At 73.4% G+C, this 24,963-nt stretch carries 12 protein-coding genes and 2 pseudogenes; 8 read left to right on the forward strand and 6 right to left on the reverse strand.

Features of this window, described 5'->3' with window-relative positions:
- The 3 genes and pseudogenes from AC6EXY_RS27150 to AC6EXY_RS27160 all read right to left on the reverse strand — a co-directional run.
- Positions 1-3,551: acyltransferase domain-containing protein (locus AC6EXY_RS27150; protein WP_499818450.1), on the reverse strand; the 3,551-nt coding region annotated here is incomplete at its 3' end.
- A 150-nt stretch (positions 3,552-3,701) separates the two neighbouring features.
- A pseudogene (locus tag AC6EXY_RS27155) lies at positions 3,702-8,249 on the reverse strand (type I polyketide synthase); the annotation flags it as partial.
- Complete coding sequence (locus AC6EXY_RS27160; protein ID WP_499818439.1) at positions 8,246-9,418, reverse strand: alpha/beta hydrolase; 1,173 nt, start codon at positions 9,416-9,418, stop codon at positions 8,246-8,248. The gene AC6EXY_RS27160 and the pseudogene AC6EXY_RS27155, both read right to left, overlap by 4 nt.
- Positions 9,419-9,712: 294 nt before the next feature.
- Between AC6EXY_RS27160 and AC6EXY_RS27165 the strand changes: the two genes are divergently transcribed.
- Together AC6EXY_RS27165 and AC6EXY_RS27170 are read left to right on the forward strand one after the other, a co-directional pair.
- The gene (locus AC6EXY_RS27165; RefSeq protein ID WP_499818440.1) at positions 9,713-10,669 is read left to right on the forward strand and encodes a 2-oxo acid dehydrogenase subunit E2; all 957 of its coding nucleotides are present in this window, start codon (positions 9,713-9,715) and stop codon (positions 10,667-10,669) included.
- Positions 10,656-11,516 carry a thioesterase II family protein gene (locus AC6EXY_RS27170; protein ID WP_165818492.1) on the forward strand — a complete coding sequence of 287 codons (861 nt, stop codon included), beginning with the start codon at positions 10,656-10,658 and terminating at the stop codon, positions 11,514-11,516. The genes AC6EXY_RS27165 and AC6EXY_RS27170 overlap by 14 nt, the downstream gene beginning before the upstream one ends.
- Here the strand turns inward: AC6EXY_RS27170 and AC6EXY_RS27175 are convergent.
- Entirely contained in the window at positions 11,489-14,347 is a 2,859-nt protein-coding gene (locus AC6EXY_RS27175; protein WP_499818441.1) for a helix-turn-helix transcriptional regulator, read from the reverse strand. The genes AC6EXY_RS27170 and AC6EXY_RS27175 overlap by 28 nt on opposite strands.
- Before the next feature lie 479 nt (positions 14,348-14,826).
- Positions 14,827-14,949: pseudogene (locus tag AC6EXY_RS27180) on the reverse strand (IS5/IS1182 family transposase); the annotation flags it as partial.
- 288 nt (positions 14,950-15,237) lie between these two features.
- On the opposite strand from AC6EXY_RS27180, the gene AC6EXY_RS27185 reads away from it, so the two are divergent.
- From AC6EXY_RS27185 to AC6EXY_RS27195, 3 genes are all read left to right on the forward strand, one after another.
- On the forward strand, positions 15,238-16,581 hold the full coding sequence (locus tag AC6EXY_RS27185) for an alpha-amylase family glycosyl hydrolase (RefSeq protein WP_243407760.1): 1,344 nt from the start codon (positions 15,238-15,240) through the stop codon (positions 16,579-16,581).
- 345 nt (positions 16,582-16,926) lie between these two features.
- The gene (locus tag AC6EXY_RS27190; protein ID WP_499818442.1) at positions 16,927-18,795 is read left to right on the forward strand and encodes an ABC transporter ATP-binding protein; all 1,869 of its coding nucleotides are present in this window, start codon (positions 16,927-16,929) and stop codon (positions 18,793-18,795) included.
- Positions 18,792-20,648, forward strand: coding sequence for an ABC transporter ATP-binding protein (locus AC6EXY_RS27195; protein ID WP_499818443.1), 1,857 nt, complete (start codon positions 18,792-18,794; stop codon positions 20,646-20,648). Before AC6EXY_RS27190 ends, AC6EXY_RS27195 begins: the two co-directional genes overlap by 4 nt.
- Positions 20,649-20,692: 44 nt before the next feature.
- Here AC6EXY_RS27195 and AC6EXY_RS27200 read toward each other — a convergent pair whose 3' ends face one another.
- The gene (locus AC6EXY_RS27200; RefSeq protein ID WP_499818444.1) at positions 20,693-22,003 is read right to left on the reverse strand and encodes a hypothetical protein; all 1,311 of its coding nucleotides are present in this window, start codon (positions 22,001-22,003) and stop codon (positions 20,693-20,695) included.
- Positions 22,004-22,311: 308 nt separating this feature from the next.
- On the opposite strand from AC6EXY_RS27200, the gene AC6EXY_RS27205 reads away from it, so the two are divergent.
- From AC6EXY_RS27205 to AC6EXY_RS27215, 3 genes are all read left to right on the forward strand, one after another.
- On the forward strand, positions 22,312-23,412 hold the full coding sequence (locus tag AC6EXY_RS27205; protein WP_101833049.1) for a DUF262 domain-containing protein: 1,101 nt from the start codon (positions 22,312-22,314) through the stop codon (positions 23,410-23,412).
- Positions 23,413-23,415: 3 nt separating this feature from the next.
- Complete coding sequence (locus AC6EXY_RS27210; RefSeq protein WP_499818445.1) at positions 23,416-24,078, forward strand: MAE_28990/MAE_18760 family HEPN-like nuclease; 663 nt, start codon at positions 23,416-23,418, stop codon at positions 24,076-24,078.
- Between the two features lie 162 nt (positions 24,079-24,240).
- Complete coding sequence (locus tag AC6EXY_RS27215; protein ID WP_101833051.1) at positions 24,241-24,948, forward strand: metal-dependent hydrolase; 708 nt, start codon at positions 24,241-24,243, stop codon at positions 24,946-24,948.
- The last annotated feature ends 15 nt before the right edge of the window (positions 24,949-24,963 follow it).

Genomic DNA, 24,963 nt, shown 5'->3' on the forward strand with positions numbered 1-24,963 from the left:
GAGGAGAACAGGACGAAGCCGTCGAGGGGGTGGTGGCGGGTGAGGTGGTGGAGGTGGTGGGCGGTGTGGGTTTTGGGGGGGAGGACGGTGGTGAGGTGGTGGGGGGTGAGGGTGGTGATGGTGTGGTCGTCGAGGGTGCCGGCGGTGTGGATGATGGCGGTGAGGGGGTGGTGGGTGGGGATGGTGGTGAGGGTGTGGGTGAGGTGTTCGGGGTTGGTGGTGTCGCAGGTGGTGGTGGTGATGGTGGCGGGGGTGAGGGTGGTGGTGAGGGTGTGGTGGTGGGGGTGGTGGGGGCCGGTGCGGCTGAGGAGGTGGAGGTGGCGGTGGCCGTGGGTGTGGACGAGGTGGTGGGCGAGGATGCGGGCGAGGGTGCCGGTGCCGCCGGTGATGAGGATGGTGCCGTTGCGGTCCCAGCCGAGGGCGGACAGGTCGCGGGGGGTGTCGGGGGGTGTGGTGTTCCTGTCGGTGGCCGGCCGTGCGGGTGCCGTGATCTCGACCGGCGCGAGTCGGGGCACGAGGACCGCCCCGTCGCGGAGCGCGACCTGCGGCTCGTTCAGCGTCAACGCCCGGGCGAGGCCGTCGTACCCGGCCGGGGCGAGATCGACCAGCACGAAGCAGTCCGGGTTCTCCGACTGAGCGGTGCGCACCAGTCCCCAGACACCCGCCCGAGCCAGGTCGGCCAGGTCGTCACCGGGCACGGCGGCGACGGCGCCCCGGGTGAGCAACACCAGCCGGGAACCGGCCAGCCGCGGCTCGGCCAGCCAGCCCTGCAGCAGGGCCAGCGCGTCGGCCGTGCACCGCCCGACACCGTCGTCGCCGGTGCCGGCGGATCCCGGGTCGCTCAACAGAGCCAGCACGACCTGCGGCGCTTCGGTGTGAGGGTCCGCGTCGAGGGCGGCGCGCAGCGTGGCCAGATCCGCGACCTCGTCCAGCTGCCCGCCGGGGCACGCCGCGGCCAGACCGGTGCGCCCGGCCTGGTGACCGCCCGGGCCGACGAGTGCCGCCCAGCGGCCGGACGGCACCCGCTGCAGCTCGTCGGCGGCGGGCACCCAGTCCACGCGGTACAGCGCGCCGCCGCCGCGGGTGGCCGGCAGCCCGCCGGCGGGCAGCGGCCGCAGCACCAGGCTCGCCACCGACGCCACCGGTGCGCCGACGTGGTCGGCGACGGCGAGCGCGATCCGGTCCTCGCCGAGCGGCGAGATCCGAACACGGAGCTGGGCCGCGCCGGACGCGTGCAGACGCGCCCCGGACAGGGCGAACGGCAGCCGGATCGGTGCGGTCGCCTCCGCCGAGCCCACCGCCGGGTGCAGGGCGGCGTCGAGCAGGGCCGGGTGCAGGCCGAAGGCGGTCGCCTCCGAACGGGCCGGTTCGGGCAGCCGCACGTCGGCGAACAGGTCGTCGCCGGCCCGCCACGCGGCGGTCAGCCCCCCGAACGCGGGCCCATAGCCATAGCCGCGGTGCGCGAGGCGGCTGACCAGAGCGTCGACGTCGACCGCGGCGGCGCGCGGCGGTGGCCAGGAGCCGGGGTCCGCCCAGCCCCACCGGTCCTCGTCGTCACCGGCCGGCACCGGGGCGGACGGGTGCTGGCTGATGCGTGTGTCATCCGCGGGGCGCAGGACGCCGTGGGCGTGCCGGGTCCAGGAGTCCTGGTCGGCCTCGGTGTCGGCACGTCCGTAGAGGGCGATCTCGCGGCGCCCGTCCTCGCCGGGAGCGGTCAGGGTGACCTGCAGCCGCACCCCGCCCTGCGCGGGCAGAGCCAGCGGAGCCTCCAGGGTGAGCTCGTCGAGCTCGTCGCGGCCGGCCAGGTCCGCCGCGCGCCAGGCCAGCTCCAGCAGGGCCGTGCCGGGCAGCACCGGCACGCCGTGCACGGCATGGTCCGCGAGCCAGGGATGCGTGCGCAGGGAGATCCATCCGGTGAGCAGGTGGCCACCGGTGCCGAGCGTCGCCGCGGCGCCGAGCAGGGGATGACGAGCGGGGTCCAGTCCGGCCAGCGGCAGCCGGGGCGAGCGCTCGGGTGCGGTGAGCCAGAACCGTTGGCGTTGGAACGGATACGTCGGCAGGTCGACGCGACGCGGTCGGCTGGGGTCCGCCCCGTGATCCGGTGTGGGCGCCGCGTCGCCGCCCGGGCCCGCGTCCGGGCCGGCGGGGACAGGATGTGCGGCGGCGACGAGGCCGGTGAGATCGACCGGCACACCCTCGACGTGCACGCGGGCGGCGGCCTCGAGGAAACGGGCCTGGCCGCCGTCGCCGCGGCGCAGCGTGCCGGTGACCGTGTGCTGCTCGCCGGGTGCCGCGGCGTCGAGGACGTCCTGGACGGGAACGGTGAGCACGGGATGCGGACTGGCCTCGACGAAGACCCGGTGCCCGTCGGCCCGCAGCACCCGCACCGTCTGCGCGAAGCGCACGGTCTGGCGCAGGTTGCGGTACCAGTAGTCGGCGTCCAGGCCGGCGGTGTCGACGCGCGACGCGCTGACCGTCGAGTAGAACGGCACGTCGGCCGGGTGCGGTGCGATGCCCGCGAGCGCCTGGAGCAGGTCCGTGCGCAGCGGTTCGACCTGCGGGGAGTGTGAGGCGTAGGTGACCGGCAGCCGCTGTGTCCGGATGCCGTCGCGCTCGCAGGCGGCCAGCAGCTCCGCGAGCGCGGCCAGCTCCCCGGAGACGACGGTGGCGTGCGGCCCGTTGACGACGGCGACCGCCAGCCGTCCCGACCAGGGTTCCAGGAGACCGTCGGCCCGGTCGGCCGGCAGCGCCACCGACGCCATGCCGCCGCGGCCCGCCAGCGCGGAGCCGATGATCTGACTGCGCAGCGCCACGACCCGCGCCGCGTCGTCGAGGGACAGCGCGCCGGCGACATGAGCGGCGGCGATCTCCCCCTGTGAGTGACCGACGACCGCCTCGGGCTCGACGCCGACGGACCGCCACAGCGCGGCCAGCGCCACCGCGAGCGCGAACGACGCGGGCTGCACCACCTCGACCCGCTCCAGCTCGTCGCCCGTGCCCGCCGTGAGCAGGTCGACCAGGGAGAAGTCCACGAAGGGCGCGAGGGCGTCGGCGCAGGCGTGGATCCGCTCGCGGAACACCGCGCTGGTGCGCAGGAGCTCGGCGCCCATGCCGGGCCACTGGGCGCCCTGGCCCGGAAAGACGAGGACACTGCGGCCGGTGGCCTCGGCCACCCCCTGGACCAGACCTGGCTCCTGCTCGCCGGCGGCGAGCGCGTCCAGCCCGCGCAGCAGGTCGGCCCGTCCGCTGCCGAGGATGACGGCGCGGTGCTCGAACGTCGCCCGGCTGTGCGCGAGTGAGTGGGCGATGTCGGCGTCGCGCAGCCGTGGCCGGGCTCCCAGCCAGTCGCGCAGACGCGCCGCCGCGTCCCGCAGTGCCGCCGGCCCGCGGGCGGACAGCGCCCAGGGCAGGACCGTCGCCGGGTGATCCCCGTCCGGGCCGTCCTCGCCACGGTCGTGCGTGGTGGAGCGGTACCCGTCCGGGTTGTCCGCGTCCGGGTTGTCCGCATCGGAACCGTGCACGTCGGAACCGTGCACGTCGGAACCGTGCACGTCGGAACCGTGCACGTCGGAACCGTGCACGTCGGAACCGTGCACGTCGGAACGGGGCGCGCCGGAGCTGTTCGCGTCAGAGCTGTTCGCGTCGAGGCGGGCGTCCACTGGTGCCGCCTCCAGCACGACGTGCGCGTTCGTGCCGCTGATGCCGAACGAGGAGACCGCGCACCGGCGCGGGCCCACACCGGCCGGCCAGCTCACCGGTTCGGTCAGCAGGGCCAGGGCACCCCGTGACCAGTTCACGTGCGGCGACGGCGCGTCCACGTGCAACGTGCGGGGCAGCAGCCCGTGGCGCATCGCCAGGACCATCTTGATGACCCCGCCGACGCCGGCGGCGGCCTGGGTGTGCCCGATGTTCGACTTGAGCGAGCCGAGAAAGACCGGAGCGTCGCTCGGCCGGTCCCGGCCGTACGTCGCCAGCAGCGCCTCCGCCTCGATCGGGTCGCCGAGGGAGGTGCCGGTGCCGTGCGCCTCGACCGCGTCGACGGTCCGCGCGCCGAGGTCGGCACTGGCCAGGGCCGCGCGGATCACCCGTTCCTGGGCGGGACCGCTCGGCGCGGTCAGGCCGTTGCTCGCGCCGTCCTGGTTGATCGCCGAGCCGCGCAGGATCGCGAGCACCGGGTGGCCCTGGCGGCGGGCCTCGCCCAACCGCGCCAGAACGACGACGCCGACCCCTTCGGCCCATCCGGTGCCGTCCGCCGCGGCGGCGAACGCCTTGCACCGTCCGTCCGGGGCCAGTCCGCGTTGCCGGGCGAACTCGACGAACATGCCGGGGGAGGCCATCACGGTCGCGCCGGCGGCGACGGCGAGGGTGCACTCGCCGCCCAGCAGCGCCTGCCGGGCCAGGTGCATGGCCACCAGCGACGACGAGCAGGCGGTGTCGATCGTCACCGCGGGCCCTTCGAGGCCCAGGGTGTAGGCGAGCCGGCCGGAGGCGACGGAGGTGGTGGTGCCGGTCAGCAGGTAGCCCTCGGCCCCGGGCGCGGGTTCGTGCAGCCGCGGGCCGTACTCCTGCGCGGTGACGCCGACGTAGATGCCCGTCGCGCTGCCGCGCAGGCTGGACGGGTCGATCCCGGCGCGTTCCAGCGCCTCCCAGGAGGTCTCCAGCAGCAGCCGCTGCTGCGGGTCCATCGCGCTCGCCTCGCGGGCGCTGATGCCGAAGAACCCCGGGTCGAACTGGTCGGCGCCGTCGAGGAACCCGCCCTGGTCGGTGTAGGTGGTGCCGGCGGCGTCGGGATCGTGCAGGGCGTCGACGTCCCAGCCGCGGTCGCGGGGGAAGGGGCCGACGGCGTCGCGGCCGTCGACGACCAGCCGCCACAGCTGCTCCGGCGAGGTGACGCCACCCGGATAGCGACACGCCATGCCGACGATCGCGATCTGCCCGTCGTCGTCGCCGTGCTGGCTGTTCCCGGCGCCCCGGGACTGCCCGCCGGCCTGGCTCGGCCGCTCGGCGCCGCCGGCCCGCAGCAGGTCGTCGAGGTGATCGATGAGCCCGTCGGGCGTCGGATGGTTGTAGATCAGGGTGCCGGCCAGCGGCAGACCGGTCGTGGCCGCCAGCCGTTCGCCGAGCTCGACCCCGCCGAGCGAGTCGAAGCCGAGGTCCCGGAAGCTGCGGGTGGTGTCGACGGCGCCCGCATGGGCGTGGCCCAGAACCGCGGCCGCGCTGGCCCGCACCAGGTCCCCCAGAACACGACGCCGGTCGCCCCGGGAGAGCCGGGACAGCTCGGCCGCTGTGTCGGCCGCGACCGCGTCGTGGTCGGCGGCAGGGATGCCGGCCGCCGCGGCGGGGGCGGCATCCTGGGCGCCGTCCGCGCTGGCCGGCTCGGGCAGGGGGGTGAGGGACACGGGTTCGCCCCCGGCGCGCTCGACGCCGTCGAGCCAGTACCGCGTCCGCTCGAAGGCATACCCGGGCAGCCTGACCCGCCGCGCCCCCAGGCCGTCGAAGGCGGCGCTCCACCGCGCCGGCACGCCGTGGACGCTCGCCCGCGCAAGTCCGGTGAGGAACGTCGCCTGTTCGTCCTGACCTCGGCGCAGCAGCGGTGCCACCACCGGCGACTCGCCGTCGGGCGGGTCGGCGAGGCTCGCCCGGGTCATGCCGCTGAGCTGGCCGCCCGGTCCGACCTCGACGAACACCGCGGCGCCGAGCCGGCGCAGGTGGCGGACACCGGCCATGAACCGCACCGCCGACCGGGCGTGGGCGACCCAGTAGTCCGGGGAGGTGAGCTCGTCCGCGGTCGCGATCAGGCCCGTGACGTTCGAGACGACCGGCAGCGCCGGCGGGGCGAACGACAACCCGCGGGCGATCCGGCCGAACTCGTCGAGGATCGCGTCCATGTGCGGGGAGTGGAAGGCGTGACTGACCCGCAACCGGGTCGCGCGGTAGCCGCGTTCCCGCCAGCGCCGTGCCAGGTCGGTCACCGCCGCCTCGTCACCGGAGACCACCAGCGCCCGCGGGCCGTTGACGGCGGCGATGCCCAGGTTCGCGTCCTGCCCGGCGAGCAGCGCGGTGATCTCCTCCTCGGTGGCCTCCAGCGCGGCCATCGCGCCGGTGGCGCGCACCGCCTGCATCAGGCGTCCCCGGGCGGCGACCAGCGCGCAGGCGTCGGCCAGCGGCAGCACCCCGGCGAGGTGTGCCGCGGTCAGCTCGCCGATGGAATGCCCGGCCAGCAGATCCGGGCGCACCCCGAACGTGCCGAGCAGGCGGTGCAGCGCGACACCCAGGGCGAACAGCGCCGGCTGGGTGTAGGCGGTGCGGTCGAGCAGCGCCGCGTCGGGGGTGTCGCCCCGCGCGGCCAGGACGTGGCGCAGGGGCCGCTCCAGGAACTCGTCGAAGTGGGCGCTCACCTCGGCCAGCGCCGCGGCGAAGACCGGGTACCGCGCGGCGAGGTCGGCGCCCGCACGGGCGTACTGGCTGCCCTGGCCGGGGAACAGAAACGCGACGCGACCGCCACCGGCCCGGCCCTCGACACGCCGCGCCCCCGGCCCGGTGGTCGCCTCCGGCGCGCCGGAGGCGACCGAGCGCAGGCCGTCGAGGAGCTCCTCCCGGTCGCGGCCCAGCACGACGGCACGGTGCTCGAAGACGGATCGGGTGGTGGTCAGCGAGTAGCCGACGTCGACCGGGTCCGTGGCCGGCCCGTCGAGCAGGGCGGCCAGCCGCCGCGCCTGGACGCGCAGGGCCCGCGGGCTGCGCGCGGACAGGACCTGCGGGACGAGGTCGGCGGGACGGTCCCCGTCCGCGGGGCCCTGCCGCCGCCGAGCCGGCGCGGGCGGCTCGGGCGGCTCGGGCGGCGCGAGCGGGGACGGCGCCTCGGCGAGGACGACGTGGCAGTTGGTGCCGCCCATGCCGAAGGAGCTGACACCGGCGACCAGGGGACGGTCGGGCCGGGGCCAGGGGCCCAGCTCGGTGCGCACCCGAAGGCCTAGCTCGGCCAGGGGGATGCGCGGATGGGGCCGCTCGAAGTTCAGGCTCGGCGGCACCTGTCGGTGCCGGATGCACAGCGCCGCCTTGACCAGCCCGACGATCCCGGCGGCGCCCTCCAGGTGGCCGACGTTCGTCTTCGCCGAGCCGACCAGCAGCGGATCCGCCGCGGGCCGGCCGGCGCCGAGCGCGGCGCCGAGCGCGGCCGCCTCGACCGGGTCGCCGAGCGCGGTGCCGGTCCCGTGCAGCTCCACGTACTGCGCGTCGGCCGGGTCGGTCCGCGCGCGGGCGTACGCGGTCCGCAGCACCTCCTGCTGCCCCCGCGGGCTGGGGACGGTCAGGCCGTCCGTCGTCCCGTCGTTGTTCACCGCGCTGCCGCGCAGGACGCACACGATGTCGTCGCCCGCGGCCAGCGCGTCCGACAGCCGGCGCAGGACGACGACCGCGCCGCCCTCACCGCGCACGTAGCCGTTGGCCCGAGCATCGAAGGTGTGGCAGCGCCCGTCAGGCGACAGGCCGCCGAAGCGGGCGGCGGCCAGGCTGCTCTGCGCGGCGAGCACGACGTTGACCCCGCCGGCGAGCACCAGGTCGGACTCGCCGCGACGCAGGCTCTCGCAGGCCAGGTGGACGGCGACGAGCGAGGACGACTGGCCCGAGTCCACGCTCAGGCTCGGTCCGTGCAGGCCGAGGGCGTAGGAGACGCGGTTGGCGATGATCCCGTGGTTGAGGCCGGCCAGGGTGTGGGCGCCGATCGCCGGGGCGCCGGCGCGGGCGGTCAGGGTGGCGTAGTCGCTGCCGATGGCACCGACGAAGACGCCGACGGCGTGCGCGCCGAGGCCCGCGGGTAGCAGTCCGGCGTCCTCCAGGGCATGCCAGCACAGCTCCAGGGCGATCCGCTGCTGGGGGTCCATCGCCGAGGCCTCGCGGGGCGAGATTCCAAAGAAGCCGGCGTCGAAGTCGGCCACCCCGTCGACGAACGCGCCGAAGCGGGTGTGCCCCGTCCCGGGCAGCTCGGCCGGGCTCCAGCGGTCGGCGGGGACCTCGGTCACGGCGTCGACGCCGTCCCGGAGCAGACGCCAGAACGCGTCGATGTCCTCGGCTCTGGGAAGGCGGCAGGACATGCCGATCACGGCGATCGGCTCGTCCGCATGGTGACCGGCGAGCTGGTGACCGGTGGGCTGGTGACCGGTGGGCTGGTGACCGGTGGGCTGGTGACCGGTGGGCTGGTGACCGGTGGGCTGGTGACCGTCGGGCGTCGCGGGCGGGGGCGGGTTCATCGGGTCTCCTCGTCCTGGCTCGTCGTTCCCGCGGTCGTCGGCGCCGCGCCGATCGCCCCGGCAGGGTGGGGGAGACGGCCGGCGACGCGGTGCCCGGCCCGCAGCAGCGCCACCGAGGGGCCGAGCAGGGCCCGTCTCGCGGTGCGTGCGCCATGCATGCGCAGGACGGAGCGCAGCAGCCATGGCCCGGTGACGGCGACGTGCCGGGGGGAGCCATGCACGTCGTCGTGTTCGAGCAGGTCGAGCCGGCGCACATGGCGGCGTAGCAGATCGATGTCGGCGGCCGGGATGATCTCGTCCTGGCGGCTGGCCACGTAGGCGACGGGAATGTCGAGGGCCGTGAGCTGCCCGGGGGTGAGGGCCCGCTCCCGCAGGTGCTCGCCGACCGCGTCGACGGTCGTGCCGGTCAGATGGGCGAGGGTGGCCAGGGTGATCCGGGGCAGCCCGCGCTGCCACGCCGGATCCGCGAAGGCGCCGTGCACGGGCGCCCCGACCGTGGCGACGCCACGGACGCGCGGGTCGTCCAGCGCGCACCGCAACGCGAGATGGCCGCTGAAGCTCAGCATCATCGCGAAGGTCCGGCTGGTGTCGGCCCGGCCGTCGAGCGCGTCGAGCAGGCCGGAGAGAAAACGCCAGCTGCCATCGTCGTACGGAACGGTGCTGGCGCCGGCCCGCGGCATATCCGTGACTATTCCGCTGATGCCGAAACGCCGCATGCGCAGCAACACGGGGGCCCACTGCTCCTTGGTGCTGACTATTCCCCCCATCAGCACCACGAACGGCCCCTTCGGCCTGGTTTCGCGAGCGGTGAATCCGCTTGCCCAGCAGGTGACGGAACCGCCGTCGACCGCCAGGGTGAGCTCCTGCAGATCGACGTTCCGGTCGGCCCGCCAGCGGCGGAACTCCGCGACGGACAGCTCCAGGGCGCGCTGGCGGCCCGGCCCGTCGACATAGGGGAACCTGGCCATCGTGTACAGGCGGGCGGCCAGCAGCGGCCGGCCCCGCTCGGACTGTCCGCGGGCGGCGGCGCTCCATTCCGCGGTCCAGGAACCGGGACCCTCACCGTCATGGGTGACGCGGGCGAGGACATCGCGCTGGACGCGGTCGGGAACACGTTGCGCGCGAGCGTGGACAGCGGCGAAAACCCGGAGTTCCTCGACGTCGTTCACTGCGTTTCCATCCTCCGTTCCGCTGCCGCGCGAACGCCGTCACAGCCCGGCTCACCGCTGTACGGCGCTTGCGGTCGAGTTTTTCGATGCTCATCGTCGGGCGACTTCCTGAAGCCGAACTAGCCTCGTTCTTGCGCGGCGCGGGAACACTCGCCTCGACCTGGCAGGAAAGATTGTCGTAAGCGCCTCTTTAGCGGGCCGGGTGATTCTGCCGAGGCCCGCGCGGTACCGGGTCCGCCGGCGGCTGGCGCCGGCGGGACGAGCAGCGGCCGAGCATGGTGGGAGACCACACAGGTGGGACAACAGGGCAGGCGGGGACGGCCGATCGCCCGCGAGCGCCGGCACACCCTCTACTTCCTGGCGGAGACCCGGGCGGTCGCCGCGGTGTTCCTGGACACCGAGGTGGACATGTCGGCGGTCCTGGCACACCGGGACCGGCAGCGGGCCGCCGGCCGTCGGTACTCGATCGTGACCTACGTCCTGTCCGCGGCGGCCCGCGAGCTAGCCCGCCACCCGGCCGCCAACGCCGTCGCGCGCGGCCGGGCCCGCCCGCGCGTGCGGCGCCAGCCGGCCGTCGACGTCAAGCTCACCCTGGATCGCATGCTGGGCGGGCAGCGGGTCGTGCTGTCCGCGGTACTCCCCGGTGCCGATCGCGCGAGCCTCGCGCGACTGCAGGAACAGGTGGATCACTACACGGCGGGCGACCCGGACCGGATGCCCGAGTTCGCGGGCGTCCGTCTGCTGCATCGGCTGCCGTGGCTGGTCGGTCGCTGGGCGTTCGCCCGCGAGGTGCGCTCGCTTGACCGCCGCTCCCGGCGGTTCGGGACCCTCGCCGTGACCTCCCTCGGCCACCGGCCGGTCGACGGGTTCCACTCCCAGGGCGGCACCACGGTCACCCTCGGCGTCGGCCGGGTGGTGGACCGGGCGGTCGTGCGCGCGGGCCAGGTCGCCGTCGCCCCGGTCATGCGCCTGAACCTGGCCTTCGACCATCGGGTGATCGACGGTGCCCAGGCGGCGGACCTTCTCGCCGACATCCGTGACGCCCTCCAGCGCGGCCCGGACCGGCCCGCCGGCTCCGCCACCGCCGACGGCCAGGCCTCGCGGCCGGTGCCGCCGGGGCTGGCGGCGGCCCAGCTCACGGCGGCCCAGCTCACGGCGGCCCAGCTCACGGCGGCCCCGCATGCCGCGGCCCCACCCGCGGCGTCGGCACCCGCGGCACCGTCGGACATGGACGCGCATGATCGCGCCTGATCCCGGCCGCGCCGCGGCCTCGGGTCAGTCCGTCGTGGGCACTGGCGGCGACCGGGCGGTGCTGCGGCTGTTCTGCTTTCACCAGGCCGGCGGCACGGCGTCGATGTTCGCCCGGTGGCAGGAGGCTCTCGGCGACGACGTGGACGTGCGGCCGGTACAGCTGCCCGGCCGTGAGACACGGGTCCGCGAGACGGTGGCGCGGGAGATGCGCGCGCTCGTCGCCGATCTGGACCGTGAGCTCGACTCCCAGCTGCGAGCTCCCCATGTCCTCTACGGTCACAGCATGGGTGCGCTCGTCGCCCACGCGCTGGTGCGCCGCCGCCTGACCCGGGCGGCGCCCGCCCCCGCCTGCCTCGTCGTCGGCGCGGCCCGGGCGCCGCACCTGCCCGTCGTCCTCGCCGAGGCCACCGCCCTGTCCGACGTGGAACTCGGACGGGAACTGGTCCGCTTCGGCGGCATGTCCGCCATGATGCTTCGCTACCCGGACTGGCTGGCGGCGGCGGTCGCGCTGGTCCGGGCCGACCTGCGGGTGTGCCTCAGCGACCGGCCGCGGGACCTGGTGCGCCTCCCGTGCCCGATCCACGCCTTCGCCGGTGCCGGGGACCCACTCGTCGGCCTCGACGAGATCCTCGCCTGGCGCGCGCACACGGCCGCGGAGTTCACCGTCCGGGAGCTGCCCGGCGGTCACTTCTTCACCCGGGACGGCCACGAGGAGCTCATGGTGGGCCTGCGGGACCTGCTGGCTCCCCTGGCCAGGAGCGCAGCGGGGCAGGATGAGCCCGCCCGGTCGGACTCCTGGGCGCCCTCGGCCCGCTCAGGTCATCCCTTCGGGGCCGGAACGGCGTAGACGGACTCCAGCGTCGGTTCTGCGACGGTGATCAGTCGACTGAGCGCCGTGCGGGACGAGACGTTGAGCTTCCGGTAGATGCGGGTGAGGTGCACGTCCACCGTCCGTGGGCTCAGGCCCAGCTCCTCCGCGATCTCCCGGGTGCGCTTGCCCATCGCCACGATCTCCGCGATCTGCATCTCCCGCCTGGTCAGGGTGGCCATCGCGGCCGGGCGGGCGGGTGCCGGCGGAAGGGTCCGGCTGGCGTTGCCGGTCGCGGGCGGGGTGGGCCGCTGCCGCGTGAGCTCGTTCTCCAACTGGGTGACGCACGGGTTCGCCGCGCTGCTCTTCGCCATCGCCAGCAGGTCGGCGGCGCCTTCGGGGTCGCCGCCGGCGATCGCCGAGCGGGCCGCGCGGATCAGGGCCCGGGCGCGGTCGTCCGGCATGCCGGCCAGGGCGAACAGGTCCGCACTGCGCCGGTAGAGCGCGGTGGCCGCGCGCGGATCGTCGCCCATCCGCAGATTCCCCTCGGCCGACATGGCGTAGGCCTGCTCGCCCGGCACGGAGGCGGCGGCCGCGGCGTGCCGGGCCCAGTCGACGGCGTCGGCGTGGCGACCGAGCCGGATCGCGCAGGCGGTGAGCATCTCGAAGCACATCGAACGCAGGCATGCCGGCGCGTCCGGCAGTGTGGACCCGCCGCAGGAGGCGATGAGCGTGCGCAGGCTGCGGTGATGCTCGTGGCGTATCCACAGGGCCTGGGCGAGACAGACCGCGGCGACACCGTCCCAGCGACAGTCGCGCGGGCGACCGTCGGTCGCCGCCCGCTCGGCGATCGCCAACGCCTCGTCGCAGCCCGCGTCGTCGTTCCAGGCCAGGGCACGGGCCCGCATCGCGAGAGCCAGCCGACGCACGTGGCGGACACCCGCGGTGTGCACGGCGTCCGTCGCCGCGGCGGCCATGGCGAGGGCCTCCTTCGGCCGTCCGGCGTCGTGGTGGACCGCGCTGAGTCCGCAGAACAGCGCGGCGAGGGCCTGCCGGTCGCCGGTGCTCCGGGCGGCCCGCACACCGCGAAGGAGATGGTGCTCGGCGTCGTGCAACCGGTGCAGGAGCAGCTCGGTCCAGCCCAGCAGCCCCAGCACCTCCGGCCGGCCCTCCATGTCGTACGGTGTCAGCACGTCGACGAGGTGACAGCCGGCGATCACGGGGGGGACCGCGGCGGCGGGCTGCCCGCGGAACAGGCGGGTGAGGCCGCTCAGGGCGAGGGCGCCGAGCTCCGCCTGCCGGTCGTTCGCGTCGCGGGCCCGCTCCACGGTGCTGGCCAGCACCTGTTCGGAGGGCAGCCCGCCGCTGAACAGCTCCACGCTGGCCTGGACGACCAGGAGGGTGACCGGCGGCCCGTTCGAGGTGTGCCGCTGCTCGCTGAGTTCCGCGCTGAGCATGGCACGCGCCTGGGCGTACCGGCTCTGCCGGCAGTCGATGAGGGCGTGCAGAATGACGGCGTCGAGTCGGGCCGCGGTGTCCTGACGATCCGTGGCGAGCACCTCGTCGAGGACTCGTCGGCCCTCGCCGGAGCGGTTGGCGGTGGCGAGCGCCCGGGCGTAGTGCAGGCGGATCGTCCGCCCCTGCGCGGCGTCGCCGCCGTCCGCCCGATGGGAGTGCAGGGCGGCCTCCAGCCATCGGACGGCGAGCTGTGGTCGTTGGGTGCCGATGGCCGCCTTCACCAGGACCTGGCGATCACTGTCCGTGAGGCCGATCATGGTGCGTTCGAGGTGCACCGCCCGTTCCGAGGCCGCCGCGCCGAGGTCGCCCAGCAGCAGGAAGACCCGGCGGTGCAGGCGTGAGCGGGTACAGCCGTCCAGCCGCCAGTACGCGGATCGCTGGACCAGCGGATGTCGGAACTCGAACAGGGGCTTGTGGGACGGCGCGCGCAGCAGGTCACGGCGCAGCAGGCGCCCGACGGCCTGGCAGGTGCTGTCCTGGGTCGTGTCGCTCACCCGGGCCAGCTCCGCGAGGTCGGCGGAGCGGCCGAGGACCGCGGCCGCGGCGATCACCGCTGACTCCGCGGGCGTCAGGGGAACCATCTCGGCGAGGATCTGCGCGATGAACGGATCTGTGACGTCGAGGAGATCGAACGGATCTGGGTGATCGGGACCGGCGCCGGTATCCGGCTCGACGCCGAGGCGTGTCCTGGCCAGCGCCTGCAGGTAGAGCGGATTGCCGCCGGCCGCCCGGTGCAGCGCGGTCAGCCTGGGTTCCTGCGCGGACAGCCCGAGAAGCCGGCCGGACTGACCGGCGGACAGCGCCTCGAGCACGACGCGTTCCGCGCCGCCCCGAGAGACCGCTCTGCTGAGCGCGTCGCGGATCGTCGCACAGGTCTGGCGGGACCGGTGTGCCACGACCAGCAGATGCGGGACCGCCAGGGGATCGGACAGCAGCTGCGCGAGGAACCCGGCGGACTCGGGGTCCGCCCATTGCGCGTCGTCCAGGCAGAGGACGCCACCAGCCACCAGCCGGCGCTGGAGGGCGAAACGTATGGTCGACCATGACTGATGCGGTCGAATGTCTCCGGGTGTCCCGCTCGGAAAGGCCATGTCCTCGAACAGCCGCATTGGCCGGCTACCGGGGACCGGGAAGGCCGCAGTCAGTACGGTATATCGTGAACGGTCGGCCGCCTCGGCCGCCTCGGCCAGTCGCGACAGCAGCCAGGTCTTGCCGGTTCCGGGGTCCCCGGCGATCTCCACGATTGTTCGTCGCCCCTGTCGTGCCGCCGCCAGCGCGTCCGACAGGCTGCGCCATTCGGCCTGCCGGACCACACGGTCGGCGGCGTGACGAAGGTTCGACGAGAGGATCATGGCGGTGCACCCTTCGCTGCTTCTCTGGCTGGTCGGCGCGGAACGCGACGGATACGTGTTCGTTGATGGCCGAGGTGGCTCCCGGTGGCCGGCGAGGACTCGATCGGCGCTGGTACCGCGTTCGCTCTTCCGGTTTGTGTGGAGAGACTGGCGTCCGATCGCCGAGCGTGGGCATCGTTCTCTTGCCGAATTATTGCATCGAGAAGTACACTTCTCGATGGGTGCGCGCAGGTGTTCAGCCGGTCGAACGGTGCTTCCCGGATGTGACGCGCTCCGACGAAATATACCATCAGCACATCCCGATCGGGCTCGTCGAGAAGAATTCGTGTGGTCTCGGATGTCCGGTATGGCTCCGTTCTCGACTCTGAATCGGGGTCGAATTCCTGACAGCGCCGGTTCCGTCCGAATCAGCAGTGAGCCTTTCCCCGTAACCTCCTGTCACATTGCGTGACAACAATGGCATGTTGGTGTATTGAGCGTCAGGCGGCCCTGCGGTACCCGGTGTGGAGGACGACGAGGGCGGCTTCCGCAACGAGTCCGATCTCCCAGGGGTCGATCGTGATGTTGTGAAGCAGCCGGAAGGTGACCTTGAGCAGGGCGTTGTCGGGGGCCTGCCAGGCGAGCACGGCGGTTCTTTCGGCGAAGCGATCTGTGGAGGGACTGCTTCCTACCGAGACCTCGCGTCGCCTCGTCTCCCAGCCCTACACCGACCGCCAGGCCCTCGTGCGGTCTTCCTCTGCGCTGTGGACGGTCGCCGTGGGAAGAGGGGCAAAACTAGTACGTGGTAGCGTACTAATCATGTCGGTGGAAAGAGGGACACAGAGGCCTCCCGCGTCGCGGCGATGGTGGTGCGTCCGGTCGCGAGCCGTCGCGGGTGCGGGTCGGCGGGCGTGACCCTGTCTCGCGAACCCGCGTGGGTGCGCCACGCGGTGTGGTGGCACGTCTATCCGCTCGGCTTCACCGGCGCCGACCCCACGGGGGCCCATCGTTGGCCGGGGCGCGGGCTCGCCCACCTGCGTGACTGGCTCGACTACGCGGTGCGGCTCGGGGTGAACGGGCTCGCCCTCGGCCCGATCTTCGACTCCACCACCCACGGTTACGACACCGTCGACCACCTGCGTGTCGATCCGCGCCTCGGCGGCGACGCGGCGTTCGACGAGCTCGTCGCCGCCGCCCGGGCCCGTGGGTTGCGGGTCCTGCTCGACGGGGTGTTCAACCACGTCGGCCGGGCCCATCCCGCCTTCACCGAGACGCTGGCCCTGGGCGCGGGCGCACCCCGGGCGGGGTGGTTCGTCCCGACCGGCGATGCCGGGCCGGACGGCGTCCCGCGGTACGCGACGTTCGAGGGGCACGACGGCCTCGTCGCCCTCGCTCACGACAACCCGGCCGTCGCCGACCATGTCGCCGAGATCATGATCCACTGGCTGGACCGGGGCGCGGCCGGATGGCGCCTGGACGCGGCCTATGCCGTGCCCGCCGCGTTCTGGGCTCGAGTGCTCCCGCGGGTGCGCCGCGCCCACCCGGACGCCTACCTGGTCGGCGAGGTCATCCACGGCGACTACGCCGACCTCGTGCGGCGGTCGGGCCTGGACGCCGTCACCCAGTACGAGCTGTGGAAGGCCGTCTGGAGCGCGCTCAACGACGGCAACCTGTTCGAGCTGGCCTGGGCGTTGAAGCGGCATGACGCACTGCTCGAAACGTTCGTCCCGTTCACGTTCGTCGGCAACCACGACGTCACCCGGCTCGCCAGCCGGCTGCGCGAACCCACACACCTCGCCCACGCGCTGGTCGTCCTGTGCACCGTCGCCGGGACGCCGAACGTCTACTACGGCGACGAGCAGGCCTTCACCGGGCTCAAGGAGGAGCGGGTCGGCGGCGACGACGCGGTCCGTCCGGCCTTCCCCACCGGGCCGGACGAGCTCGCGCCCCACGGCTGGCCGACCTACCGGCTGCACCAGGAGCTCATCGGCCTGCGCCGGCGTCATCCGTGGCTGCACGCCGCCCGCACCGCGACAGTGTTCCTGGCGAACACCCGGATGACCTACGAGTCGGCCGCCGAAGGACAACGGATCCTGGTGGCCCTCAACCTCGCCGCCGACCCGGCCGACCTCCCCGCGCCCGGCGCCGTGGACGTCCTCGCCGGTGGGGGAGACCTGCGGGAGGCCGGTACCGGCGAGGCCGCGGTGCGCCTGCCCGCCCGGGGCTGGGCGGTCCTCGCCACCACCGACGCCTGAACGGCTGGCCGCGTCGATCCGAGCTATGAGGGGCTGGCGTCCGGGAGTGCGGGCGCGGCGGTTGCCGGTATGGGCTGGTCGTCCAGGTCGGTGAGCCTGGGCAGCAGCAACGGCGAGGCGAGGATGAGCAGGCCCGCGACGGCGACGGCCGTGCGTGGGCCTTGGCCGTCGACGTCGGACCTGTCTGTGGTTAGGTGTGCCTAACCTATGGAAGTTCCGGCGGGGAAGGCTGGAGGGTGATCTGGTGCGGCGGTGTGCCTCTGAGTCCCGATCCGGCGGTCCCGGTGGTTCTGGCGGCCCCGGTGGTTCTGGCAGGCCGAACGGCGGAGTCGGGCGGCGTGGCTGATGACCGTACGGGATGAGGCCGGGGCGGCGTCGGGTGCTCTCGACGAGCTGCGACGGCCGGTGCGGGGGCGGATCACCGTCGCCGCGGGGCTGCAGGCGCTCGCGACGGTGCTCGCGGTCACGCCGACGGTCGCGCTGGTGGAGATCGCGCGGCGGCTGCTGCGCGACGAGGGGGAGCCGGTGTGGCCGCTGGCGTGGACGGCCGTCGGCCTGCTCGTGGCCCGCTTCGCGCTGTACGCGTCGGCCAGCCTGCTCGCCCACCTCGCCGACGCCGACCTCGCCCACCTGCTGCGCCGCCGGCTGACCGAGCACCTCAGTGTGCTGCCGCTCGCCTGGTTCGCCGGCGGGGTCTCCGGCCGGGTGCGCACCATCGTGCAGGACGACGTCGCCGACCTGCACCACGCGGTCGCCCACGCCCGCGGGGATCTGGCCTCGGCGATCGCCGGCCCGGTGGTCGTCGTCGGCTACCTGGCCTGGGTGAGCTGGCCGCTCGCGCTGGTGACGGTCGCGCTGGTCGCCGTCGCCCAGACGATCCGGATGCGCCTGGCCGTGCGCGCCACCGAGCAGCGGGCCCGCATCGCGGCGGCTAACACCGAGCTGACCGCGGCGGTGCTCGAGACGGTCCGCGGCATCAGCGTCGTCAAGGCGTTCGGCGGCGACCGGGGCGGTGCGCCGCGCTTCGCCGCCGCCGCGGCCGACTACGTCGACGCCGACGAGCAGGCCCAGCAGATCTTCCTGCGGCCCCGCGGCGTCGCCAGGGCGACCGTCGCGCCGGCCACCGTCGTCTTCGTCGTCACCGCCCTCGGGACGGCGATGGTCGCGGCCGGCTGGAGCGAGCCGGTGGACCTGGTGGCGTTCGCGCTGCTCGGGGTCGGCCTGTTCGAGCAGATCACTCCGATCTACCTGGCCCAGGAGCTGCGGGAGACCGCCCAGGGCGCCGCCGAGCGGATCGGCGCGCTGCTGGACGAGCCCGCATCGCCGGCCGTCGAGCCGGCCCGGGCCCGTCCGGTGGGCGCGCCGCTGATCATGGAACTCGACGACGTCCGCTTCGGCTACGACGTCCGCGCCGCCGTCGCCGCCGTCGTCGCCGACGCCGACGCCGCGGCCCAGGCCGATGCCGGTGGGGGTAGCGGTGGCCGGGAGGTGCTACGAGGGATCAGCGCCACCCTCGCACCGGGAACCGTGACGGCGCTGGTCGGGCCGTCGGGGGCGGGGAAGTCGACGCTGGCCATGCTGCTCGCCCGCTTCGCCGACCCCACCGGCGGCGCGATCCGGCTCGGCGGCGTCGACCTGCGCGAGATCGACCGGGACGAGCTCTACCGTCGTGTCGGTTTCCTGCTGCAGGACGCGGTCCTGCTGCGCCGCTCGATCCGGGACAACATCGCCCTCGCCGTCCCGACGGCCGGCGACGAGGCGGTGCGCGCCGCGGCCCGCGCGGCGGCGATCGACGAGCGGATCCTCGCCCTGCCCCGCGGCTACGACACGGTCGTCGGCGAGGACGCACAGCTGTCCGGGGGTGAGGCGCAGCGGATCGCGATCGCCCGCACGCTGCTCGCCGGCACCCCGATCGTCATCCTCGACGAGGCCACCGCCTTCGCCGACCCCGACTCGGAGGCCGCCATCCAGGACGCGCTCGCCGAACTCGCCGTCGGCCGGACCTTGTTGGTCATCGCCCACCGCCTCTACACGATCACCGAAGCCGACCAGATCCTCGTCCTCGACGACGGCCGTCTGGTCGAACGCGGCCGGCACGACGACCTGCTCGCCGCCGGTGGCCGCTACGCCCGCCTCTGGCACGCCCAGAACGGCGAGGCCACGGTCGAGGCCGTCCCGCCTGGCACCGTCGTGCCGGCGGGGGGCCCGCGATGACCGGCGGGCTGCGTGGCCTCGTCCCGGCCGGCCAGCACCGGGCCCTGGGCCGCTACCTGGTGGCGGTGGTCGTCTACGCCGTGAGCGAGGGCGTCGCGTTCGGCGTGCTCGTCCCGCTGCTCATCGACCTGATCGACGGCCGCACCGGCCGCGCCGGGTGGTGGCTCGTCCCGCTCACCGCCGCGGCCGCCGTCGGCTGGGTCGCGCACTACTACCTGGGGTCGCGGGCACTGCGCCTGTCCACGGCCTGGCGCCGCGACCTCTACACCCGCATCGGCGAGCAGCTCGTCCGACTGCCGCTGGGCTGGTTCGACGGACCCCGGGCCGGCGAGGTACCGCAGCTGGTCGTCGGCGACGCCGCCCGGGTCGCGGGCAGTGTCTTCCTCGCCCAGGCCCTGCTCGGCGCGCTGCTCACCCCGGTCACGATCGCGGTGTTCCTGCTCGCGTACGACTGGCGGCTCGGGCTCGCCGCTCTGGTCGCCGCCCCCGTCGTCGTCGCCGCGCTGGTGCTCGGGGGCCGGCTGAGCGCACGCACGGAGGCCGCCCAGCACGCCGCGACCGCGCAGGCCGGCGGGCGGCTCGTCGAGTTCGCCGGCGCCCAGCCGACGCTGCGCGCCACCGGGAACACCGCAGCCGGGCGGGCCGCGCTCGACGAGGCGCTGACCGCCCAGCACCGCGCGGCGCGGCGCGAGGTCGTCGGCTCGCTGCCCGGCGAGTACCTGGGTGAGCTGGGACTGCAGCTGGCCTTCACCGCCCTGCTGCTGTCCGGGCTCGCTCTGGCCACCGACGACGCGCTGCGCCCGGCCCGGATGATCGCCCTGGTCGTCCTCGGGATCAGCCTGCTGCGTCCGCTCGACGCGGTCGTCGGCCTGACCGGTGACCTGCGTGGCTGCCAGGCCTCCGCCCGGCGCATCGACGACCTGCTCACCGTCCCGCCCCTGCCGGAGCCGACCGCGGCGCCGGCGTCCACGGCGGCGCGGGCTGAGGGCGCGGCGGCGCGGGCGACGGGTGCGTCTCTGGCCGAGGACCAGGCGACGGGCGCGCACGGCGGGCCACCCGGCGAGGCCGGGATCGAGCTGGTTGACGTTCGCTTCGCCTATCCGGGTGGGCCCGAGGTGCTCGGTGGGCTGACGCTGTCGATCCCGGCCGGGCGCACCACCGCGCTCGTCGGCACGTCCGGCGCGGGCAAGACCACGGTCACCAAGCTCATCGCCCGGTTCCACGACGTCGACGCGGGCGCGGTGCGGGTCGGCGGTGTGGACGTCCGTGACCTGCCCAGCGCCGAGCTGCTGGGTCGCGTCGCCCTGGTGTTCCAGGACGTCTACCTGTTCGACGCCACCGTCGAGGACAACATCCGCTTCGGTAACCCCGACGCCACACCCGACCAGGTCCGCGACGCCGCCCGCCGCGCCCGCGTCGACACGATCGTCGACCGGCTGCCGGACGGCTGGGCCAGCCCCGTCGGTGAGGGCGGCCGGCTGCTGTCCGGCGGCGAGCGCCAGCGTGTCGCCATCGCCCGCGCGCTGTGCAAGGACGCGCCGATCGTGCTGCTCGACGAGGCGACCGCGTCGCTGGACACCGAGAACGAGGCGGCCGTGTACGCCGCGCTGGCCGAGCTCGCCGCCGACCGTACCGTTCTGATCATCGCGCACCGGCTGGACACGATCGTGCGCGCCGACCAGATCGCCGTGCTCGACGGCGGCCGGGTCCTCGAGTGCGGCCCGCACGCCGACCTGCTCGCCCGCGACGGCCGCTACGCCGCCTTCTGGCGGGAGCGCGAACGGGCCCGCGGCTGGCGCCTGCGCCACGACGACGCACCGACCGGTCAGCCCGCCCCCGAACCGGCCGGCTGAACCATCCGGCCAGCCGGCTGAACCGGTCTGGTAGCCCCCCTGCGTCACCCGCGCGGCGTGAGCGAGGTGGTGGCCGGTCGGGGTGCCTTGCGGTTGATGCGGTAGTCGAGCACCAGGAACGGGATCCCGAACAGGGAGAAGGCGTGCTCGGCGCGCAGCTCACCGTCGTGGGCGAACACGTCGAGCTGCTCGGCGAAGCCGTGGACGGCCAGCGCGGTGAGGCGGTCGTCGGACTGGTCGCGGTAGGCGAGGTAGTGGCCGGGGTGCTCCAGCTCACTGCGGCTGGTCAGCCGCAGGCCGCCGTCGGAGCGGGCCAGCGGGAGCAGGGTCGCGGTGAAGCTGGCCTGCGGCAGCGGGAAGCCGACGCTGACGTAGCCGCGGTCGCCGTCCCGGTAGGTCGTGTAGATGCCGACGTAGATCGGCTCGTCGGTGTCGGCGAACGAGCGGATCCAGCCGCGGACCGTCACCGCGCCGGCGTCCGCCGGGAGGCTGATGGTGTCGATGCGGCTGCGGATGCCGCGTTGGGTCTCCCGCTGGTTCATGGGGACGTTCGCCTGGCCCAGCGGGCGAGCGAGGGCGTTGCGGTAGAGCAGATAGCCAGGGCGGACCCACAGCCGCCAGCGCGGAACGATGTCGAGCGCGAACCGGGTGGTGTGCTCGTAGAACTCGCGGACCAGCGGGTCGACGGCGGTGGGGTCGAACGCCGGGCCGGCCAGGTCGTCCAGTGAGGCGACGATGCCCACGTCGGCGGCGTCGGCGACGTAGCGGCCGCCGAGCTCCTCGGCCAGCTCCCGGACATAGCCGGTGCCGACGCGACGGGTGCGTGCCTGGCGCGGCACGACGAACGGCAGCCGCTCGACGGGAACCCGCTCGGCGAGCAGGCTCACCTGCGCGTCGGGGAACAGCAGCGGCGACGCCGTCCGGTACGCGGCCATCGTGACGGCCGCGGCGACGGCGGCCGGGACCGGCCCGCGCCGACCCGCGAGCGCCGTGAGCGCCGCGCCCACCGCCGCGCCGAACGGCGGCCCGAGCAGCACCTTCTGTGGTCGAAGGCCGAGCAGCCCGGCGACGCCACCCGTCGCCGCGCCCACCGCGACCGGCCCGGCCCCCGTCAGCCGCCCGCCTGCCCAGCCGACCGGGGCGATCAGGGCGGTGCTGGTCGCGATCCGCTGCCACAGCGCAGGAATCTCCCCCGGCCGCTGCCGGGCCCGCGCCACCGCCTCGCCCGCCGCCAGCGCCGCCGCCCCCGCGAGCCCACCCCGGACGACCGCCCGCCAGCCATGGCCAGCGGCGAGCACCGAGCCTGCCGCCCCTCCGATGACGGCTGCCGACACAACCGCCGTGCCAACCTTCATCGACCCTGGCTCCCGGTCCTGCTGCACGGGTGCGAATCTATCCAGGTCCGACCCAGCGGCACCGCGCGGCCGACGGGGTCGAGGATCGGGGTCGGCCGCGCGAATCGGATAGACACCTCCGCGGGCGTGGCGGGTTCGGACGATGTGAGCTGACGTCAACAGCTCCCGTGGCGTAACGGGTACTGGAGGGCCACACGGTCGGTAGGCTGGCCGGAGTATATTTCGATGGGCAGGCGTCAATGCGACGTTCCTCGCTGGGAGGCAAAGAAGTTGGCGGTTCGGTGGACCGAGAAGACGGGTGTGCGTAGGTGGCCCTAGAGGAACAGATTTCCATCAGGGCCAAGGAGATCCACACCGATGGCTATCCGATGTCCATCGGTGAGGTTCTGTCGCTTTATCGCGACGGCGACATCGAGATCCACCCGGAGTTCCAGCGCATCTTCCGCTGGGATGGCGACCAGAAGTCGAGCCTGATAGAGTCGATACTTCTCGGTATTCCTATTCCGCCGATCTTTGTCTCGCAGCGGACGGACGGCGTCTGGGACGTCATCGACGGGGTTCAGCGCCTCTCTACGGTCCTCCAGTTTGTGGGAGTCTATCGTGACGAGTCGGGAGTCATCTCGGAGCCGCTAACGCTGTCGAGCACGGAGTATCTTCCGGACCTCGATGGGTATCGATGGGAGATCTCCGGGCCAGGTTCAAGAGTCTTCTCCGATGCGATGCGCCGGGATTTCAAGCGGGCAAAGCTGGAGTTCAGGATAATCCGTAAGGAATCCGATTCGAACGCCAAGTACGACATGTTTCAGCGGCTCAATGCTGGTACTCGGCTCTCGGAGCAGGAAGCGCGCAATTGTCTGCTCGTAATGCTGAATCGGGCGATGTATACCGAGATCACCCGGCTCTCGTCGACGAGCGATTTCCGCGTTGTATGCCAGGTATCCGATCAGAAGGAGAACCAGGCGTACTATCAGGAGCTGGTTCTACGATTCTTCTGTCAGGCGGACTACGGCGGCGGTTCCTCGGAACTTCCAAAGGAGTTCGGCGAGTACGTAACCTCCTGGATGCGTTCGGCCGCGGACGCTTTCGGTGGTCCACAGTCGCAGGTCGAGCCGCTGGTCTTTGATCGAACCTTTCATCTCCTGGCGGACAGTCTAGGTGATGACGCCATGCGGCGATGGGATGGTCGTCGGCATCTGGGCCCGTTCTCCATCGCCTGTTTCGAGTTCGTGACGGCGGGTGTGTGCGCGAACATCGATCTGTGGGAGAGTCGATCCAGTACCGATCTCGCTGCTCGTATACGCGGGATCTGGTCGGCGCCCCAGTTCAGGGATACGTCTGGGACCGGAGTCAGTCCTCGGCGACGATTCCCGAGGCTCGTGCTGCGCGCGCGCGAGTACTTCGCGAGCTGACCGGTGGCATCACGCACGATTGGTGAGGTCGAGGACGCACTCGACGACGCCCTGTCCTGGCGGAGGGTGGAGCTGCAGGCGCTGGGCGCGGCTATCGCCGAGGCGGAACGCTCGTCTCCCGGATCGCCTTTGGCGAGGGCGCTGGCGCGGAGCGGGGTGGCAATGCTCTATGCGCACTGGGAGGGCTTTGTCAAGGAGTCGTGCCAGTGCTATGTGGACTTTGTCGCCAGACGCCGACTGCGCCTGGACGAGCTCAACGAAGATCTCGTCCGGACAGTCCTCCAGTCCTTAAGCAGGCGTGCCGCTGGCGGAGACGAGAGCAGCATAGCGGCCCTTGTGGAGGCAGTGACGCGGCCAACCGTCGCGCGTGCACGGTTCCAGAAAGGCGGCATCGTCGATACGAAATCGAATCTCCGCTACGCGGTTCTTGCTGAGATCATGACTGCGATCGGATTTCCGGTCTCGAGTTTTGCAACACGCGACAAGCTCATCGACCGGACCTTGTGTGACGGTCGTAATGGCATTGCCCACGGTCGCAGCATGTATCCGGCACCAGGATCATTCGCCGTGCTACACGCGGAAGTCATGGAAATGATGGAGGAGATTCGCGACCTCATTCTCGCCGCCGTTCGTCAGGGGAGCTATCGTCGGCCGGCTCCTCTGTAGACCACCTGGTGGTCGGGCGGCGTCGTCGTGGACGTGGCTCGCCGACGTGTCGGGATCCATCGCGCCATCTGACGACATCCCGTCCTCGCCCCTGCTCGGCGACCGTGACGTCGCGGAGGCTAGAGTCCGCCGAGTGCTGATCAACAAGGTTCGTCTGCCGTGATGGGTCGTACGCACGCGCTGAGCGGTGCGGTGCTGTGGCTCGCGGCCGTGCCAGCCCTGTCCCGCGAGCAGTGGTGGGGCTCGCACGCCCTGTCCCTGTCGTCCAGTCAGGTCATCGCGGGGGCGGTGGTGGCCGCGGGCGCGGGGCTGCTGCCCGACATCGACCATCCCTCCGGGCGTATCGCGAGGACGCTCGGACCCGTGACCCGCACGATGTGCCGCTGGGTGAGCCGGGCCGCGGGAGGGCACCGGCACGCCACCCACTCGCTGATGTTCGCCCTGGCCATGGGCCTGGCCATGGGGCAGCTGGCGACGCACGTCCGGTACGGCTGGTGGGCGGCGCTGTTCGTCCTCGTCGGCTTCGGGCTGCGCGGCCTCGGCCTGGACTTCGAGGGGCACGAGTTCTGGTCCGGGTTCAAGGACTGCGTACTCGCCGGGGCGGCCGTCTACTGGATGCACGGACTGGACATGAGCTTCGCGACCTACCCGGTCGTCGCGGGCTGTCTCGCCCATCTGCTCGGCGACTGCCTGACCCCGCGGGGCTGCCCGCTGCTGTGGCCGGTGCCCTGGCGGATGGAGACGGTCCTGGTGCCCCGCACGGACGGCCGGGTCGAACGCCTCGTCGTCGTTCCCCTGCTGGCCTGCGTGGGTGCCGTCCTGACCGTCCAGATCCTGGCCGGCGACTCCCTGTCCCACTGGTGGCGCTGACCAAACGCGCCGCGG

Source organism: Frankia sp. RB5, from assembly GCF_059816245.1.